Origin of the sequence: Curtobacterium sp. MCJR17_043 (assembly GCF_003224315.2) — a bacterium.
In the GTDB taxonomy this organism is placed as follows: domain Bacteria; phylum Actinomycetota; class Actinomycetes; order Actinomycetales; family Microbacteriaceae; genus Curtobacterium.
Genome location: NZ_CP126259.1, coordinates 1729123 through 1747576, shown reverse-complemented (window position 1 = coordinate 1747576; position 18454 = coordinate 1729123). Strand labels below are relative to the sequence as shown.

Annotated in this window: 10 protein-coding genes and 6 pseudogenes; 3 read left to right on the top strand and 13 right to left on the bottom strand. The window is 69.8% G+C overall.

The genetic code is table 11. The features are described from left to right. Positions 1-63: 63 nt before the first annotated feature. Both DEJ15_RS09085 and DEJ15_RS18285 read left to right on the top strand, forming a co-directional pair. Positions 64-1293: pseudogene (locus DEJ15_RS09085) on the top strand (glycoside hydrolase family 15 protein); the annotation flags it as partial. 79 nt (positions 1294-1372) lie between these two features. Beyond that, complete coding sequence (locus DEJ15_RS18285; protein WP_349814875.1) at positions 1373-1936, top strand: glycoside hydrolase family 15 protein; 564 nt, start codon at positions 1373-1375, stop codon at positions 1934-1936. A 333-nt stretch (positions 1937-2269) separates the two neighbouring features. On the opposite strand, the pseudogene DEJ15_RS09080 reads toward DEJ15_RS18285, so the two are convergent. The 6 genes and pseudogenes from DEJ15_RS09080 to DEJ15_RS09055 all read right to left on the bottom strand — a co-directional run bounded on the left by DEJ15_RS09080 (position 2270) and on the right by DEJ15_RS09055 (position 9193). Continuing rightward, positions 2270-3644 (bottom strand): annotated as a pseudogene (locus DEJ15_RS09080) (glucose-6-phosphate dehydrogenase). Positions 3645-3870: 226 nt separating this feature from the next. Next, positions 3871-4287, bottom strand: a complete 417-nt coding sequence (locus DEJ15_RS09075) for a cytochrome c oxidase subunit 4 (RefSeq protein ID WP_110825291.1) — start codon at positions 4285-4287, stop codon at positions 3871-3873. Positions 4288-4293: 6 nt separating this feature from the next. After that, positions 4294-6033: an aa3-type cytochrome oxidase subunit I gene (gene ctaD / locus DEJ15_RS09070; protein WP_181419595.1), complete on the bottom strand. Its 1740-nt coding sequence runs from the start codon at positions 6031-6033 to the stop codon at positions 4294-4296. Positions 6034-6045: 12 nt separating this feature from the next. Continuing rightward, complete coding sequence (gene ctaC, locus DEJ15_RS09065) at positions 6046-6948, bottom strand: aa3-type cytochrome oxidase subunit II (protein ID WP_110825512.1); 903 nt, start codon at positions 6946-6948, stop codon at positions 6046-6048. A 307-nt stretch (positions 6949-7255) separates the two neighbouring features. Continuing rightward, positions 7256-7624: a HesB/IscA family protein gene (locus tag DEJ15_RS09060; protein WP_110825290.1), complete on the bottom strand. Its 369-nt coding sequence runs from the start codon at positions 7622-7624 to the stop codon at positions 7256-7258. A 104-nt stretch (positions 7625-7728) separates the two neighbouring features. Beyond that, positions 7729-9193 (bottom strand): annotated as a pseudogene (locus DEJ15_RS09055) (dipeptidase). A gap of 95 nt (positions 9194-9288) precedes the next feature. On the opposite strand from DEJ15_RS09055, the gene DEJ15_RS09050 reads away from it, so the two are divergent. After that, on the top strand, positions 9289-9822 hold the full coding sequence (locus tag DEJ15_RS09050; protein WP_284174842.1) for a DUF3043 domain-containing protein: 534 nt from the start codon (positions 9289-9291) through the stop codon (positions 9820-9822). Between the two features lie 399 nt (positions 9823-10221). Here the strand turns inward: DEJ15_RS09050 and DEJ15_RS09045 are convergent, their stop codons facing one another. The 7 genes and pseudogenes from DEJ15_RS09045 to lspA form a co-directional block, all read right to left on the bottom strand. Then, entirely contained in the window at positions 10222-11289 is a 1068-nt protein-coding gene (locus DEJ15_RS09045; protein ID WP_110825287.1) for a quinone-dependent dihydroorotate dehydrogenase, read from the bottom strand. A gap of 46 nt (positions 11290-11335) precedes the next feature. Continuing rightward, positions 11336-11791, bottom strand: a pseudogene (nrdR, locus tag DEJ15_RS09040) (transcriptional regulator NrdR); the annotation flags it as partial. 13 nt (positions 11792-11804) lie between these two features. Further along, positions 11805-12605: a histidinol dehydrogenase gene (gene hisD, locus DEJ15_RS19500; protein WP_502866087.1), complete on the bottom strand. Its 801-nt coding sequence runs from the start codon at positions 12603-12605 to the stop codon at positions 11805-11807. Positions 12606-12681: 76 nt separating this feature from the next. Then, positions 12682-13053 (bottom strand): annotated as a pseudogene (locus tag DEJ15_RS19495) (histidinol dehydrogenase); the annotation flags it as partial. 137 nt (positions 13054-13190) lie between these two features. Continuing rightward, the gene (dnaE, locus tag DEJ15_RS09030; RefSeq protein WP_375232124.1) at positions 13191-16673 is read right to left on the bottom strand and encodes a DNA polymerase III subunit alpha; all 3483 of its coding nucleotides are present in this window, start codon (positions 16671-16673) and stop codon (positions 13191-13193) included. A gap of 173 nt (positions 16674-16846) precedes the next feature. Further along, a pseudogene (locus DEJ15_RS09025) lies at positions 16847-17771 on the bottom strand (RluA family pseudouridine synthase). A gap of 10 nt (positions 17772-17781) precedes the next feature. After that, positions 17782-18453, bottom strand: a complete 672-nt coding sequence (lspA, locus tag DEJ15_RS09020) for a signal peptidase II (protein WP_181419596.1) — start codon at positions 18451-18453, stop codon at positions 17782-17784. Between the last annotated feature and the right edge of the window lies 1 nt (position 18454).

Sequence of the window (18454 nt, the reverse complement as noted above, 5' to 3'; positions counted from 1 at the left end):
GGTGTGATCTGAACGCACCCTCAGCGCAGGTGCCCACGGGGACCGGGTGGTTCGATCGAGGACATGGCTCAGCGCATCGAGGACCACGCCCTCATCGGGGACTGCCACACCGCTGCTCTCGTGACGCGGGACGGTGACGTCGACTGGGCGTGCCTGCCCCGGTTCGACAGTGCCTCCACCTTCGCCGCGCTGCTCGGCGACGAGCACGACGGGCAGTGGTCGCTCCGCCCGACCGACGGCACCGCGACCCCCGTCCGCCGACACGACGGCGACTCCCTCGTGCTGTCGACGGTGTGGACGACCCCGACCGGCGTCGTCGAGGTCACCGACTTCATGCCGGTCGACGAGCACCGCGCCTCGATCGTCCGGCGGGTGCGCGGCCTCACCGGCTCCGTCGAGGTGCGACAGGTGCTCCGCATCCGGTTCGGCTACGGCGACGTCCTCCCCTGGATCCGCCAGGTCGGGGACGACGACGAGCCCGTGCTCGTCGCCACGGCCGGTCCGGACGCGGTCGTCGTCCGCGGGCCCCGGTTCCGCGCGGACGACCACCGGCACGTCGTGACGACGACCATCCACGACGGTGACGTCCTCGACACCACGCTCACCTGGTTCCCGTCGCACCGCGAACCCCCGGAGCCGTTCGACGTCGACGATGCACTCCACCGGACCCGCGACTGGTGGCACGACTGGACGTCCCGGACGCGGGCCGAGGGCACGTACGCGCCCGCCGTCCGGAGTTCGCTCATGTACCTGCGGGCGATGACCCACGCCGAGACCGGCGGCGTCGTGGCGGCCGCGACCACGAGCCTCCCGGAGGACCCCGGCGGCGAACGCAACTGGGACTACCGCTTCGTGTGGCTCCGCGACGCGTCCATGGCGCTCGCGTCCCTCATCGCCCACGGGTACCGCGACGAAGCCGCCGACTGGCGCAGGTGGTTGCTCCGTGCGATCGCCGGGGACCCGGACGACGTGCAGATCATGTACGGCATCGCCGGCGAACGCGAGCTGCCGGAACGGACCCTGGAACACCTGACCGGCTACGCCGACTCGACGCCGGTCCGCGTCGGCAACGGCGCGTACACGCAGTACCAGGGCGACGTGTTCGGCGAGGTGCTGTCGGCGCTGCACGACGCCCGGGAGCTCGGCGTCGAGGAGAGCGGGGCCTCGTGGTCGCTGCAACGCGCCCTGCTCGCGCACGTCGAGGAGCACTGGCAGGACGCGGACAACGGGATCTGGGAGATGCGTGGGCCGCGGCGGCACTTCACACACTCGCGGGCGATGATCTGGGCCGCCTTCGACCGAGGGGGTCGCCGCCTGCGAGGAGTTCGGGCTCGAGGGACCGGTCGAACGGTGGCGGTCCCTGCGCGACCAGGTGCGCGCCGAGATCGAGGAGCACGGCTGGAACGCCGAGCGTGGCTCCTACCGGCAGCACTACGACACCGACGAGGTCGACGCCAGCCTGCTCGTCCTGCCGCAGATCGGGTACTGCCGGCCGGACGACCCGCGGATGCTCGGGACCGTCGCGGCGATCGAGGAGGACCTGCGCGTCGGCGACGACGGCCTCGTGCTGCGGTACCGGACGTCCTCCGGCTTCGACGGACTGACCGGGACGGAGCACCCGTTCCTCGCCTGCTCGTTCTGGCTCGTCGAGCAGTACGCCGGCACCGGGCGCCTCGCCGACGCCGAACGGCTCATGGACGTGCTCGTCGGCTACGCGAACGACGTCGGCATGCTCTCCGAGGAGGTCGACGTCGCCACGGGGCACCACATCGGCAACACCCCGCAGGCGCTGTCGCACCTCACCCTCGTCACGGCGGCCGACGCGATCGCGCGGGCGCAGGGCGCGGCCGCGGGGCACCGGACGCGCGCGGCGCAGCACAGCGGCGGCACGGCGAGCGTCACCGGTGCCGGCGCGCGAGCGGGGAACACCGCCTGACCCGCGGGCGGGCTGCTCCGCCGTCGGCCCTCGAGGTTCGGGAACTGCGGGACCCGCTCCGCGAGGTTCGACAACGTCGGAACCCCGCTCGGCGAGGTTCCGCGATGTCGGGACCCCGCGCGGCCAGGTTCCGGAACTGCGGAACCCCGCCGTGCGCGCACGGCGTGTCCTGGAACCTCGACGAGCACACCCCCCAGCCCACCGGCCCGGCAACAGCGGCCCGCTCGGCAACCAGCGGTCCGCTCCGTAACCAGCGCCCGGCTCTGCCCGGAACGGACGGGAGGCCCGGTACCAACTGGTACCGGGCCTCCTGTCAGGACGTCGTGCCGTGCGTCAGGACGAGCTGACCCACTCGGCCGGCCCACGGGAACCGGCGCGGTACTCCTCGAGCGGGACCGCTCCGGACTTCCACGCCGTGACGACCGGCTCGACGATCTCCCAGCAGCGCTCCGCCACGTCACCGCGGATGGAGAGCAGCGGGTCGTCGTGGAAGATGCCGTTGAGCACCTCGCCGTAGGGCGTCAGCTCGCCGTCGTCGAAGGACGACGACAGGGTGACCTGCCCCATCTCGAACGGGTTGCCGCCGCCGTTCGCCGAAACCGACAGCTCGATCTCGTCCGGGTTGAGGACGATGCGCAGCGTGTCGGCCTTCGGGCGACCGGTCAGGCCGGACGGCAGGCGGGTGACCGGCTTGAAGGTGATGAGCACCTCCTTGCGGCTCGCTCCGAGCGCCTTGCCCGAGCGGAGGGTGAAGGGGACGCCGGCCCAGCGGGCGGTGTCGACCTCGACCTCGATCTCGGCGAGCGTCTCGGTCGCGCGCGACGCGTCGACGCCGTCCTCCTCCTGGTACGAGGGGGAGCTCTTTGCCGTCGATCGTGCCGGCGGTGTAGACCGCGCGACGCGAGGCGATGGTGGCGTCGTCGCCCTTGAGGCGGGTGGAGCGGAGCACACGGGCCAACGAGGACCGGAACTCGACCGAGTCGATCGCGGCCGGTGCGTCCATGGTCACGAGGGCCAGGATCTGCAGCAGGTGCGACTGGATCATGTCGACGAGGGCGCCTGCCTCGTCGTAGTACTGGGCGCGGTTCTCGAGGCCGAGGGTCTCGTCGTAGAAGACGTCGACCTTCTCGATGTTCTCGGCGTTCCAGATCGGCTCGAACAGGCGGTTCGCGAAGCGCAGGCCGATGATGTTGAGCACCGTCGTGCGACCGAGGAAGTGGTCGGTGCGGTGGACCCGCTCCTCCGGCACCAGCTCGAGCACGGTCTTGTTGAGCGCCTCGGCCGACGCGACGTCGGTGCCGAACGGCTTCTCGAACGCGAGGGTGGTGCCCTCGGGGAGCTCGACGCCCTGCAGGGCCTCGCAGATGTCCGAGGCGATCTGCGGCGGGAGGGCGAAGTACAGGATCGGCTCGGCATCGGCCGCGGCGAGCAGCGCCTTCAGGTGCTCCGGGTCGGTCGGGTCGCCCTGGATGAACTGCGTCGACTCGATGGTCGCGTCGACCTCCGGGCCCGTCACGTCCTGCGACGCGAACGACTTCGTGACGATGTCCTTCCACTGCTCCTCGCTGCGGGCGCTGCGACCCGTGCCGATGAGCTGCACCGGGACCGACCGGCCGCTCTGGAGGAACGTGCCGAGACCGGGCAGGAGGAGGCGGGAGGCGAGGTCGCCCGTCGCGCCGAAGATGATGAGGGTGCGCTTGTCGGTCACCTGAGGTGACTCCTTTCGCTTGTGGACGGTCCGCTGGACCTCAGGCCGCGAGCATGCGGTCCTCAGGACCCAAGGCCCATCGTGCCCGGGTTGTTCCCGGGCCGTTGTCGAGAAGTGGGTGATGTGGATGACCGGGGCGTCGAGCTCTCCTGTGGAGGCCCGGATCACCCCGGACGCAGTTCGGGCGGCACCGAGATGGTGCCGCCCGAAGCGCGTGGAGTGGAGGTCAGTGCCCGAAGTTGCCGCGGTAGTACTCGTAGACCCAGCCGACCAGGGTGATCGCGACGAGCGCGAGACCGATCGGCACGATCCACAGACCGGCGGCGACGCCGAGGAAGCAGACCGCGATGGCCGCGGCCAGGAAGATCGGCCACCACGACCACGGGCTGAAGTGCCCGAGCTCGGCGTCGCCGTCCTCGATGTTCGCGTCCTGGCGGTCCTCCGGCAACACCCCGCCCTGTGCCGACATGACGCGGCCCAAGTAGAAGGCGATGAACGCGGACATGATCCCGGTCAGGCCGATCGAGAGGGTACCGACCCACTCGATGTTGCCGTAGTAGATGACCGACCAGATCGTGTACGCGGCGTCCGCGATCACGAAGAAGATGAACAGGATCCAGAACAGATTGGTGTTGGCGCGCATGGCGTGTTACTTCACCTCGCCCTTCGCGGCGTCGTAGGTCGGAGCGTCGGGAGCGTCCTTCGCGGGTCCCACACCGACCGGCACGCCGGCTTCCGGGTGGTTCAGGTCGAACGCCGGGGACTCCGAACGGATCCGCGGGATCGACGTGAAGTTGTGCCGCGGCGGCGGGCAGGAGGTCGCCCACTCGAGCGAGCGGCCGTAGCCCCACGGGTCGTTCACGGCCACCTTCGGCGCGTTCCGAGCCGTCACGTAGACGTTGAAGATGAACGGCAGGAACGAGATGCCGAGGATCATCGAGCCGACCGTGGACACCTGGTTCATCCACGTGAAGTTGTCGTCCGGCAGGTAGGTCGCGTACCGACGGGGCATGCCCACGACACCGAGCCAGTGCTGGATGAGGAACGTCGTGTGGAACCCGACGAAGAGCAGCCAGAAGTGGATCTTGCCGAGACGCTCGTTCAGCATCTTGCCGGTGAACTTCGGCCACCAGAAGTAGAAGCCGGAGAACATCGCGAACACGACGGTGCCGAAGACCACGTAGTGGAAGTGCGCGACGACGAAGTACGAGTCGGACACGTGGAAGTCGAGCGGCGGCGAGGCGAGGATCACACCGGTCAGGCCACCGAACGTGAAGGTGACGAGGAAGCCGATCGCCCAGAGGATCGGGGTCTCGAACGTCACCGAGCCGCGCCACATGGTGCCGACCCAGTTGAAGATCTTCACGCCGGTCGGGACCGCGATGAGCATCGTCATGAGCGAGAACCACGGCAGCAGCACGCCGCCGGTGACGTACATGTGGTGCGCCCACACCGTGATCGAAAGGGCCGCGATGGTGATGGTCGCGTAGACGAGGGTCTTGTACCCGAAGATCGGCTTGCGGCTGAAGACCGGGAAGACCTCGGAGACGATGCCGAAGAACGGCAGCGCGATGATGTACACCTCGGGGTGCCCGAAGAACCAGAACAGGTGCTGCCAGAGCAGTGCCCCACCGTTGGCCGGGTTGAAGATCTGAGCGTCGAACACGCGGTCGAGACCGAGGCCGAACAGCGCCGCCGCGAGGACCGGGAAGGCCATCAGCACGAGGAGGCTCGTCACGAGGACGTTCCAGGTGAAGATCGACATGCGGAACATCGTCATGCCCGGGGCACGCATCGTGATGATCGTGGTGATGAAGTTGACCGCACCGAGGATCGTGGAGAAGCCGGTCATGCCGAGACCGAAGACCCACAACGTGCCACCCAACCCTGGTGTGAACGTCGTGTCACTCAGTGGCGCATAGGCGAACCACCCGAACGAAGCTGCACCCTGCGGGGTGAGGAAGCCGCCGACGGCGATGGCGCTGCCGAAGAAGTACATCCAGAACGCCAGGCCGTTCAGACGCGGGAACGCCACGTCCGGTGCGCCGATCTGCAGCGGCATGATCGCGTTCGCGAAGCCCGAGAAGAGCGGCGTCGCGAACATCAGCAGCATGATCGTGCCGTGCATCGTGAAGAGCTGGTTGTACTGCTCCTTGGTCGGCACGACCTGGAGACCCGGCTCGAACAGCTGCGCGCGGATGACGAGCGCCATGATGCCCGCGAGCAGGAAGTAGAGGAACGAGGTGATCAGGTACATGTACCCGATCGTCTTGTGGTCGGTGGACGTCGCCCACCGCACGATGATGTTGCCCTTGCGACCGACCTTCGATGCCTGGAAGTCCGGCGTAGAGGGCCTGGTGGTCGCCTGGCCGACGAATGACGTTGTCATTGAGACGCGCCCTTACTTCTTGTCGCTCGACGCCTCGGCAGGCGCCTCGTTGTTCGGCTGGTTCGTGTTGGTGTCGTACTCGTTGCCGAGCAGACCGACGTTGCCCTCGTCCGCGAGGGACTGGAGGTAGTCGTCGTACTCCGCCTGCGACACGACCTTCACCTGGAAGAGCATCAGCGAGTGGTACTCACCGCAGAGCTCGGCACACTTGCCCTGGTACGTGCCTTCCTTCTCCGGGATGAAGTACTCGTAGTTCGTCTTCCCCGGGAGCATGTCCTTCTTGTAGAGGAAGTCGATGACCCAGAAGGAGTGGTTGACGTCGCGCGAGCTGAGCTCGATCTCGACCTTCTTGCCGACCGGCAGGTACAGCGTCGGGAGCAGCGACTCGTCGACCGCCCCGCCGCCGTTCTCTTCTTCCTGGGCCTGGATGCCCTGGTAGTAGACGCTGTCGTTCGGGTTCTTCTGGTCGATGTAGTTGAAGTCCCAGCCCCAGCGCTTGCCGTAGACGTGCACGGTGGCGTCCGGCTGCGCGAAGGGCTTCTCGATCGCTTCCTGGTCCTTCGCGGTGAAGGCGAAGAAGCCGAGCACGAGGATGAGCGGCACGAGCGTGTAGAAGATCTCGAGCGGCATGTTGTACCGCATCTGCACGGGCAGGCCGGTCTGGCCCTTCCGGCGGCGGTAGACGATCGCGGCCCAGATCACGAGGCCCCACACGATCAGACCGACCGCCAGCAGGACGATCCAGCTCGTCGTCCACAGGCCGACGATGCGGCTCGTGTGGTTGGTGACGTCCTTCGTCTCCTCCGTGCCGGGGAGCCATCCGTTCAGCTGCTGCTGCGAGCAACCAGCCAGTGCGATGACCAGACCGACGGCCACCGGGACGGCCGCCCAACGTATACGGCGATTCGAACGCACTGTTACCTCTCGGAAAGACGTGGGCCGGATCCAGTCGGTGGTCGACTGGCTGACGACGAGGATCCCGTCGACGAGCTCCGCGGTCGGCACGAGGCCGGCACATGGGTGGCTCCCAGCTTGGTTGGAACACTCCTAGCTTACTCGCAGCCGTCGACACCGAGCGCACAACCGACACGCGTTGTGGACGGAACGAGGGCTGCGGAAGCCGGTTTCCCCTGGTCATCGACGTCGGGGAACCGGTCCGGGGACGCGAACGGGGAGCGACCGTGTCGGTCGCTCCCCGTTCGCGTGTCGGATCGTCGGACGATCAGTGGAAGCTGTCGCCACACGCGCAGCTGCCCTGCGCGTTCGGGTTGTCGATCGTGAAGCCCTGCTTCTGGATGGTGTCCTCGAAGTCGATCGTGGCGCCGTCGAGGTAGGGGACGCTCATCTTGTCGACGACGACCTCCACCCCGTCGAACTCCGCGGTGGCGTCACCGTCGAGGAGCCGCTCGTCGAAGTACAGCTGGTAGATCAGGCCCGAGCAGCCGCCGGGCTGGACGGCGAGGCGCAGGCGGAGGTCGTCGCGGCCTTCCTGCTCGAGCAGGCTGGCGACCTTCGCCGAAGCCGCGTCGCTCAGCAGCACACCGTGCGACGGGGCGTCGGTCGCTGCTTCGGTCGTGATGGTGTCGCTCATCGGCGTCTCCCTCGTTGGCGGTGACGTTCACCGGCCGTCGCGTCGATTCTAAGCACGCGCACCGACCTCCGGGACCCCGGTCCAGCACCTGTGGAGGAGACACCTCATGCGCGGCCCTGCAGGCGGGCGAGCAGGACGGCCTCGGACAGGACGGCACGGTGCAGCACGCCGAGGTGCTGCGACTCGTTGGGGCTGTGCGCCCGGGTGTCCGGGTCCTCGACGCCGGTCACGAGGATCTGCGCCTCCGGGAACTCCGCGGCCAGGTCCGAGACGAACGGGATGGACCCGCCGATGCCCTGCTCCACCGGGTCGGTGCCCCAGCCCTCGGACATCGCGGTGCGGGCCTCGCGGACCGCCCAGCCGGACGCGTCCACCAGGAAACCGTCACCGGTGTCGACCTCCGTGATCTCCATCCGGGCGCCGAAGGGGACGCGGTCGCGGAGGTGGGCCTCCACGGCGGCGAACGCCTCGGTGGCGGCCTGACCGGGCGCGACCCGCACCGACACCCGCGCCGAGACGGTGGGCAGCAGCGTGTTCGACGCGTTCGCGACGCTCGGGACGTCGAGACCGGTCACGGTGATCGACGGCTGGAACCACATCCGGGACAGCACGGGACCGCTGCCCACGGGACGCGCACCGTCGACCAGGGCGGCCTCGGCCGCGAAGTCCGCCTCGGAGCGCTCCGGCACGGGCGCGTCGTGCGCGGTCAGCCCCGCGACCGCGACCGCTCCGTCGTCGTCGTGCAGCGAGGCGAGCAGACGCACCATCGGCATCATGGCGTCCGGCGCCGCTCCCCCCGTACATGCCGCTGTGGCTCGCGTGCTCGAGGGTCGTCACGGTGAGCTTGAAGGTGGTGTTGCCGCGCAGGGACACCGTGATCGCCGGCACCTCGGTCGACCAGTTGTCGCTGTCCGCGACGACGATGACGTCGGCGGCGAGGTGGTCACGCTGCTCCCGCAGGAAGGTACGGAACGAGCGGGAGCCGAACTCCTCCTCGCCCTCGACGAACAGCACGATGCCGACGTCCAGGTCGTCGCCGAACTGGGCGTGCACGGCACGGAGCGCCGCGACGTGGGTCATCACGCCGGCCTTGTCGTCCGAGGCGCCGCGCCCGTACAGGCGGTCACCGCGGAGCGTCGGCTCGAACGGCGGGGTCTCCCAGAGCGCGTCGTCGCCCTGCGGCTGCACGTCGTGGTGCGCGTACAGCATCACGGTCGGCTTGCCGTTGCGGGCAGGGCGCACCGCGAGCACCGCCGGCTGGCCGAGTTCGGTGTCCGTGTCGGCAGTGTCGGTCCGGGTGTCGCCCTCGACGGCGGAGCGGACGATGCGGACCTCGTCGAACACACCGGTCGACCGCACCAGATCGGCCACCGCCTCCGCGCTGCGCTGCACCTGGGCGGGGTCGAACGCGGACCACGACACCGACGGGATGCGGACCAGGGCGGACAGGTCGGCGATCGTCGTGGGCAGTGCACCATGCACGTGCTCGCGCAGCGCCTCGAGCAGGGCGGGGTCGGTCGCGGGTGCCTGGGACCCGGCGTCGGGGCTGTGCTTCTCGGAGTCGGTCATGGCCGGTAATCTAGAGGACGTCCAGCCCGCACAACGCCGTTAGGAACCACCGTGGCGAAGGCAGCCCCCCAAGACCAACGTGACCGTGAACCCCGGTGACGACGACCTCGTCGCACACGGCAAGGGTCGCCCGACGCCCTCGCGACGCGAGCGGGAAGCCGCGAACCGGCGTCCGATCGTCGGCAACTCCCCCCGCGGACAAGAAGGCCGCCCGGGCGCGTCTGAACACCGAGCGCGAGCGTGCGCGGGTCGGCATGGCGAACGGCGAGGAGCGCTACCTCCCGGCGAAGGACCGGGGCGAGGAGCGCCGCTTCATCCGCGACTTCATCGACGCCCGCTGGAACGTCGGCGAGGTCATGATGCCCGTCCTCGTGCTCTTCCTGATCGTCGGCTTCGTCGCCGCGCAGACGCCCGCGGCCTCGTACTCGCTGCTGTTCATCTGGGCGTTCGTGCTGCTCTTCGTGCTCGACTGCACGGTCATCTGGTTCATGCTGCGTCGACGCTTCGCCGCCGCCGGCCGGACCTTCCAGCGCGGGAACTTCCTCTACATCCTCACGCGCGGGTGGCAGCTGCGGTTCCTCCGCCTGCCCAAGCCGCAGGTCAAGCGCGGGCAGTACCCGACGCTCTGACACAGATTCGACGCTCTGACACAGACCCGACGCTCTGGAACAGGGCCGTCCGCCGGCGGCTGGCGGACGAGAGCGCCGTCGACCCCCCGGGTCGGCGGCGCTCTCGTCGTCCGGGGGCGACGATGGCGTCGGGCGAGCGGCCGGGAGGCGCGGCGCCAGCCCGACGCGCACCTCCCGCTGACGGGCGGCTCGGTTCCAGCCCGACGCGCACCTCCCGCTGACGGGAGGCCCGGTACCAGCCCGGCGCGCGCCTCCCGGCCGACGGTGCGCAACGCGGGACGCAGGTCGCGGTCCGGCATGGGACGGGTCGTCAGCGGAGCAGCACGACGCACTGCGTCGTCCGCGGAGCCGTTGACGCGTCAGCTGCGGCGCAGTCGCGTCAGCTGCGGCGCAGTCGCGTCAGCTGTGGCGCAGTCGCCGCCGCCGGAGCCGGTTGATCCGCATCGCCCAGGTCGGCCCCTCGTAGAGGAACGCGGTGTAGCCCTGCACGAGCGTCGCACCGGCCTCGATCCGCGCCTGGACGTCCGCCTCCGACGTGACGCCGCCCACCGCGATGACGCAGAACCCCGCGGGCACGGCGGCACGGACGCGTCGCAGCACCGCGAGCGAGCGCTCCCCGAGCGGCGCACCGGACAGCCCGCCCGCACCCATCGCCCGGACGTCGGCGTCCGGGGTCGTCAGTCCGCCGCGCTCGACGGTGGTGTTCGTCGCGATGACCCCGGCCAGGCCCAGGTCGACCGCGAGTCCGGCGATGGCGTCGATCTGCTCGTCCGTCAGGTCCGGCGCGATCTTGACGAGGACCGGGGTGCGACCGGCGGCCTCGTGTACGGCGGCGAGCAGCGGGCGGAGGTGGTCGAGTTCCTGCAGTCCGCGGAGGCCCGGCGTGTTCGGCGAGCTGACGTTCACGGCCAGGTAGTCGGCGAAGGGCGCGAGCAGGCGCGTCGATTCGAGGTAGTCCTCGACGGCGTCCTCGACCGAGACCACCCGGCTCTTCCCGATGTTCACGCCGATGACCGGGCGCCCCGGGTTCCGGCGGGCACGCTCGAGGCGTCCGGCGGCCTTGACGGCGCCGTGGTTGTTGAAGCCCATCCGGTTGATGAGCGCACGGTCGGCGATCAGTCGGAAGAGCCGCGGACGCTCGTTGCCCGGCTGGGGTCGCGCCGTGACGGTGCCGACCTCGACGTGCCCGAACCCGAGCACGCCGAGTCCGGCGATCGCGCGGGCGTCCTTGTCGAACCCGGCGGCCATCCCGAACCGGGACGGGAAGTGGATGCCCATCGTGGTGATCCCGTCCTCGGCGGACGGCCGCGCCGAGCGCTCGACGGCGCCGGCGACGACGGGCACCTTCGGCAGCCACCGGATGACGGCGAACGCGAGGTGGTGCGCCCGTTCGGGGTCCATCTTCGCGAAGACCGTGCGGAACACCACGCCGTAGCCGGCGCGGACGAGCGTCTCGACGCCGCTCACGCGCTGGCGCCGTCCGTGCTGCGGTCGGGGGGCGCGGAGCTCCCGGGGGGCCGGCGTGGTGGTCGATCCGCAGCTGCCCGATCGCGTCCTCGAAGTCCTCGAGCGAGTCGAACGCCTGGTACACGCTCGCGTAGCGGAGGTACGCGACCTCGTCGAGCTCGCGGAGCGGGCTGAGGATGGCCAGGCCGATGTCGTTCGCCTCGATCTGGCTCGCGCCGGAGGACCGCACGATCTCCTCTACCCGCTGCGCGAGCACCGCGAGGTCGGAGTCCGTCACCGGGCGCCCCTGGCAGGCCTTCCGTACGCCGGAGATGATCTTCTCGCGACTGAACGGTTCGAGGACGCCGTTGCGCTTGACGACGCTGAGCGACGCGGTCTCGGTCGTCGAGAACCGCCGCCCGCAGTTCGGACACTGGCGGCGGCGTCGGATGGAGGTTCCGTCGTCGCTCGTCCGGGAGTCGACGACGCGGGAGTCCGGGTGGCGGCAGAAGGGGCAGAACATGGCGCCCCCCAGGCTAGCGGTTCGTGCGTTCCGACACGGCCGCACCGTGCGCCGGCAGCTGTTCCTCGGTCGAGAGCGCCACGATGTGCGGGACCACCTCGGCGAGTGCCTGCGCGGTGTACCGCACCACCTGCTGCGGCCGGAGGAAGGTGGACGCGGACAGCCCGGAGCCGAACCGTGCCTGGCCGCCGGTCGGCAGGACGTGGTTCGACCCGGCCAGGTAGTCACCGAGGCTGACGGGCGCGTGCGGCCCGACGAACACCGCGCCGGCGGCGTCGATGTCCGCGAGCACGGCGTCGTCGTCCGCGGTCTGGATCTCGAGGTGCTCCGGCCCGTACGCGTTGCTCACGGTCGCGGCGTCGGTGAGCGAGTCCACCAGGACGATCGCGGACTGCGGTCCGTCGAGCGCGGCCTGGAGGCGCGTGGCCGTCCCGAGCACCGCCGTGCGCTCCGGGATCACCGCCTCCACCGCGTCGGCGAACGCGGCCGAGGTCGTCACGAGCACGCTGCCGGCCTGCTCGTCGTGCTCCGCCTGGCTGATGAGGTCGGCGGCGACGTACCCGGGGTCCGCCGTGTCGTCGGCGATCACGAGGATCTCGGAGGCACCGGCCTCGGAGTCGATGCCGACGACGCCCCGGACGAGGCGCTTTGCGGCGGCGACGTAGTTGTTCCCCGGGCCGGTGACCAGGTCGACCGGGTCGAGACCGATCTCGGGCACGCCGTACGCCAGCGCGCCGACCGCGCCGGCGCCACCCATCGCGTAGACCTCGTCCACGCCGAGCAGTCCGGCCGCGGCGAGGATCGTCGGGTGCACGCGTCCCCCCGTGGTCGCGCTGCGGCGGCGAGACGAGGGCGATGGACCCGACGCCGGCGACCTGCGCGGGGACGACGTTCATGACGACGCTCGACGGGTAGACGGCCTTGCCGCCGGGCACGTAGAGGCCGACGCGACGCATGGGCTGCCACCGCTGGTGCACCTCGGCTCCGTCGGCGAGCGTGGTCACGGACCCGGTGGGCACCTGCGCCGCGCTGGCGGCCCGGACCCGGCGGATCGCCTCGTCGAGGGCGACCCGGAGCTCGGGCGCGAGGCCCGCGACGGCCGCGTCGATCTCGGCGGCCGGGACCCGCACGTGCTCCGGCGCTCCACCGTCGAAGCGTTCCGCCTGCTCGTGCAGCGCGGCCGCGCCGTGCTCGCGGACGGCGTCCACGAGGTCCCGGGCCGCGGCCGTGGCGCTGCTGACGTCACCGGCGGCACGCGGCATGAGACGGAGGAGTTCGGCGCGGGGCGGGAGCCCCCCCGCGGAGGTCGATTCGCTGCATCATGAGGCCCCCAGCGTACCGAGCACCACCGTCGACCGGGGACGACGGGGGTGCTCGGTCGCGGTTGGGGCCGGAGCCGTCAGACCAGGCAGCGCGGTCCGAGCAGGCTCTTCAGCTCGCCGAACAGGTCCGGTGTCAGCGCGACCGGGAACGGCAGCTCGAACGTCCGGGCGACGTCGTCCTTGAGGAGCTTCAACCGCACCTCGGTGTCGCCCTGGTGCCGACCGAGCACGGCCGCAAGTTCGGTCACCGTCTGTGTGGTGGCCTGGCGCTCCGGCAGGGACAGCGTGAGCGGCCCGGACCCCATCGCGTCGCCGACGTTCGGCTGGAACATGCTCACGGCGTGCAGGGCCTTGCCGTCGTCGCGGACGTTGACGCGGCCGCGCAGGACCACGATCGAGTCCGGGACGAGCGACGGCCCGAACTCCTGGTACGTCTTGCCGAGGAACATCACGCCGATCTGGCCGCCGAAGTCCTCGATGTCGACGATCCCGTACGGGTTGCCGCTCGTCTTCGCCACGCGGTGCTGCACGCTCGTCAGGAGCCCGGCGACCGTGACGGTCTCGCCCTCCACCGAGTCGTCCGCTCCGAGCAGGTCGGCGATGGTGATCGACTGGTGCTTCGCGAGTTCGATCTCGAGCCCGGCGAGCGGGTGGTCCGACACGTAGAGCCCGAGCATGTCCCGCTCGAACGCCAGCTTGTCGCGCTTGGACCACTCCGGCCGCTCCGGCACCTGGGACACCGTGAGCGATGCCGGCTGCTCTTCCGCGACCTCGGCGAACAGGGAGTCGAAGTCGAACCCGACGTTGCCGTTGGCCTCGTCGCGCTTGACCTTCACCGCGGCCTCGACCGCGCCCTCGTGGATCTCGACCAGGGCACGGCGGCTGTCGCCGAACCCGTCGAACGCGCCCGCCTTGATGAGCGACTCGACCGTCCGCTTGTTCGCCGACGAGATCGGGATCTTGCGGAGGAAGTCGTGGAAGGACTCGAAGGCGCCCTTCTCGGTGCGCGCCGCGACGATGTCGTCGACGACGTTGAACCCGACGTTGCGGATGGCTCCCATGCCGAAACGGATGTCGTCCCCGACGGCGGCGAAGAACCCGATCGACTCGTTCACGTCCGGCGGCATGACCCGGATGCCCATCCGGCGGCACTCGTTCAGGTAGAGCGCGAGCTTGTCACGGGCGTCGCCGACGCTCGTCAGCAGCGCCGCCATGTACTCGGCCGGGTAGTGCGCCTTGAGGTACGCGGTCCAGAACGACACGACGCCGTACGCGGCCGAGTGCGCCTTGTTGAAGGCGTAGTCGGAGAACGGCAGCAGGATGTCCCACAGCGTTTTGATTGCCGCGTCGGAGTACCCGTTGTCCTTCATGCCCTGCTGGAACCCGGCGTACTGCTTGTCCAGCTCGGACTTCTTCTTCTTGCCCATCGCGCGGCGGAGGATGTCCGCCTGGCCGAGGGAGAACCCGGCGACCTTCTGCGCGATGGCCATGACCTGCTCCTGGTAGATGATCAGGCCGTAGGTCCCGCCGAGGATCTCCGCCAGGGGCTCCTCGAGCTCGGGGTGGATCGGGGTGATCGCCTGCTCACCGTTCTTGCGCAGCGCGTAGTTCGTGTGCGAGTTCGCACCCATCGGCCCCGGTCGGTACAGGGCGATGAGCGCGGAGATGTCCTCGAAGTTGTCCGGCTTCATGAGGCGGAGGAGCCCGCGCATCGGGCCGCCGTCGAGCTGGAACACGCCCAGCGTGTCGCCGCGCTGCAGGAGCGCGTAGGCCTCGGGGTCCTCGAGGCCCATGGTCTCGAGGTCGAGGTCGATCCCGCGGTTGCTCTTGATGTTGTCGAGGGCGTCGCTGATGATCGTGAGGTTCCGGAGGCCCAGGAAGTCCATCTTGATCAGGCCGAGCGACTCCGCTGCCGGGTAGTCGAACTGCGTGACGATCTGGCCGTCCTGCTCCCGCTTCATGATCGGGATGATGTCGATCAGCGGGTCGCTCGACATGATGACGCCGGCGGCGTGCACGCCCCACTGCCGCTTCAGCCCCTCGAGCCCCAGCGCGGTGTCGAACACCGTCTTGGCCTCCGGGTCGGTCTCGACGACGGTCCGGACGTCCACGGCTTCCTTGTACCGCGGGTGGTCCTTGTCGAAGATGCCGGTGAGCGGGATGTCCTTGCCCATCACGGGCGGCGGCATCGCCTTCGTGAGCTTCTCGCCCATCCCGAAGGGGAACCCGAGCACGCGCGACGAGTCCTTGAGGGCCTGCTTCGCCTTGATCGTGCCGTACGTGACGATCTGCGCGACGCGCTCCGACCCGTACTTCTCGGTGACGTACTTGATCGCCTCACCGCGGCGCCGGTCGTCGAAGTCGACGTCGAAGTCGGGCATCGAGACGCGGTCCGGGTTGAGGAACCGCTCGAAGATGAGACCGTGCCGGATGGGGTCGAGGTCGGTGATGCGCATCGCGTAGGCGACCATCGAGCCGGCGCCGGACCCGCGACCCGGGCCGACCCGGATGCCGTTGTTCTTCGACCAGTTGATGAAGTCGGCGACCACCAGGAAGTACCCCGGGAAGCCCATCTGGTTGATGATGCCGACCTCGTAGTCGGCACGCTCCTGGACGTCGGCCGGGATGCCGCCGGGGTAGCGGTACTGCAGCCCCTTCGCCACCTCCTTCTCGAACCAGGAGTGCTCGGTCTCCCCCTCCGGCACGGGGAACTTCGGCATGTAGTTGGCGGAGGTGTCGAACTCGACGTCGCAGCGCTCGGCGATGAGGAGCGTGTTGTCGCACGCCTCGAGGTTGTCGCGGAAGACGTGCCGCATCTGCGCCGGCGTCTTCAGGTAGAACTCGTCGGCGTCGAACTTGAAGCGGTTCGGGTCGTTGAGCGTCGACCCCGACTGCACGCAGAGCAGCGCCGCGTGCGAGGTGGCGTCGTGCGCGTGCGTGTAGTGCAGGTCGTTCGTGCCGACCAGCGGGATGTCGAGGTCCTTCGCCAGGCGGATGAGGTCGCTCATGATCCGGCGCTCGATCTCGAGTCCGTGGTCCATGACCTCGGCGAAGTAGTTCTCCTTGCCGAAGATGTCGCGGTAGTCCGCGGCGGCCTGGACGGCCTCGTCGTACTGCCCGAGCCGCAGACGCGTCTGGATCTCGCCCGATGGGCATCCCGTCGTCGCGATGATGCCCTCGTGGTGTTCCTGCAGGAGCTCGATGTCCATGCGGGGCTTGAAGTAGTACCCCTCGAGCGACGCCTTCGACGACAACCGGAACAGGTTGTGCATGCCCGTGGTGTTCTCGGCGAACATCGTCATGTGCGTGTACGAGCCGGCACCCGAGACGTCGTCACCGCCACCGTCGCCCCAGCGCACACGGGTCTTGTCCGACCGGTGGGTGCGCGGCGTGATGTAGGCCTCGGTCCCGATGATCGGCTTGACGCCGCCGGCCTTCGCGGTCTTCCAGAACTCGAACGCCCCGAACATGTTGCCGTGGTCGGTCACCGCCACGGCCGGCATGCCCTGCGCGGCGGTCTCCGCCACGAGGTCGGAGAGCCTGGCGGCACCGTCGAGCATCGAGTACTCGCTGTGCACGTGCAGGTGGACGAAGGAGTCGGAATCCGACACGGAACCTCCGGTTCGTACGGTCTGCTGCGGGGTGGGGACAGCCTAACCGCGACCGGTGACGATCCCGAGCGTGTCGCGGAGGACGCCGTGCGGTCGGCCGGTGCTGCTGCTCGTGTTCCCGGTCAGGCCGCGCGGATCCGGTCGAGCGCCTGCTGCAGGTCGTCCGGGTAGGACGCCTGGAACTCCACCCACTCCCCGGTCCGCGGGTGCGCGAAGCCGAGCCGGACGGCGTCGAGCCACTGCCGGGTGAGGCCGAGCTCCCCCCGCCAGCACCGGGTCGGCGCCGTACATGGTGTCGCCGACCAGCGGGTGGCGTGTCGCGGCCATGTGCACGCGGATCTGGTGGGTGCGCCCGGTCTCCAGGTGCACCTCGAGCAGGGTCGCGGACCGGAACGCCTCGAGCGTCTCGTAGTGCGTGACGCTCGGCTTGCCGTCGGCGGTGACGGCGAACTTCCAGTCGCTCGACGGGTGCCGACCGATCGGGGCGTCGATCGTGCCGGACGTCGGGTCCGGGTGGCCCTGCGCGAGCGCGTGGTACACCTTCTCGACGGTCCGCTCCTTGAACGCCCGCTTCAGGTGCGTGTAGGCGAGTTCGGTCTTCGCGACGACCATCAGGCCCGACGTGCCGACGTCGAGGCGGTGCACGATGCCCGCACGTTCGGCGGCGCCGGAGGTCGCGATCGTGAAGCCCGCGGCGGCGAGCCCACCGGGCACCGTCGGACCGTCCCAGCCCGGGGACGGATGTGCTGCCACGCCGATCGGCTTGTCGACGACGACGATGTCCTCGTCGTCGTGCACGACGGTCATGCCCGGGACGACGGCCGGGACGATGCGCGGCGGTTCCTTCGGGTGCCACTCCACCTCGAGCCAGGTGTCGGCGTGCAACCGGTCGGACTTGTCGACGACGACGCCGTCGACCCGGACACCGCCGGCCGCGACGACGTCCGCGGCGAAGGACCGGCTGAAGCCGAGGAGCTTCGCGATGGCGGTGTCGACACGCTCACCGGCGAGCCCGTCGGGCACGGGCAGACTGCGGGACTCGCTCATGCTGTCCGCGTCACGTCGCGTCGTGCCCGAGGGCGTCGTGCGTGCGACCGTCGTGCCGGCTGCCGTCGGGCCGGGAGGCCAGACCCGCGTCCGGCGCGTGCCCCGCGTCCGTCGTGTCGGTGGCGTCGGCCTGTGCCGCGGCCGTCCGGCGCGCCTGCTTCTCCGACACCGACCGCGTCCCGTCGAGGTTCACCCCGAACACCACGAGCAGCACGAACACCACCATGCTGATGCAGATGAACGAGTCCGCGACGTTGTAGATCGCGGGCATCATCCACGGCGTCGAGATGAAGTCGACGACGTGCCCGCGTCCGAAGCCGGGCTCCCGGAAGAGCCGGTCGGTCAGGTTACCGAGAGCGCCGCCCAGGAGCATGCCGAGGACGAGTGCCCACCACATCGACCGGATCCGACGCGCGTACACGACGATCGCGACGACCACCGCGGCCGAGATGAGCGAGAACACCCACGTCATGTTGACCGCGAAGGAGAACGCGGCACCCGGGTTGCGGACCGAGAGGAACTGCAGGGCGTCCCCGAGCACCGGGACGACGACGCCTTCCGGCAGCTCCGCGACGACGAGAGCCTTCGTGACCTGGTCGGCGGCCAGCACCACGACAGCGGCGAAGGCCAGTGCCGCGATCGCGCGTGCACTGACCTTCGCTCGTGGGACGGGTCGGTCCAAC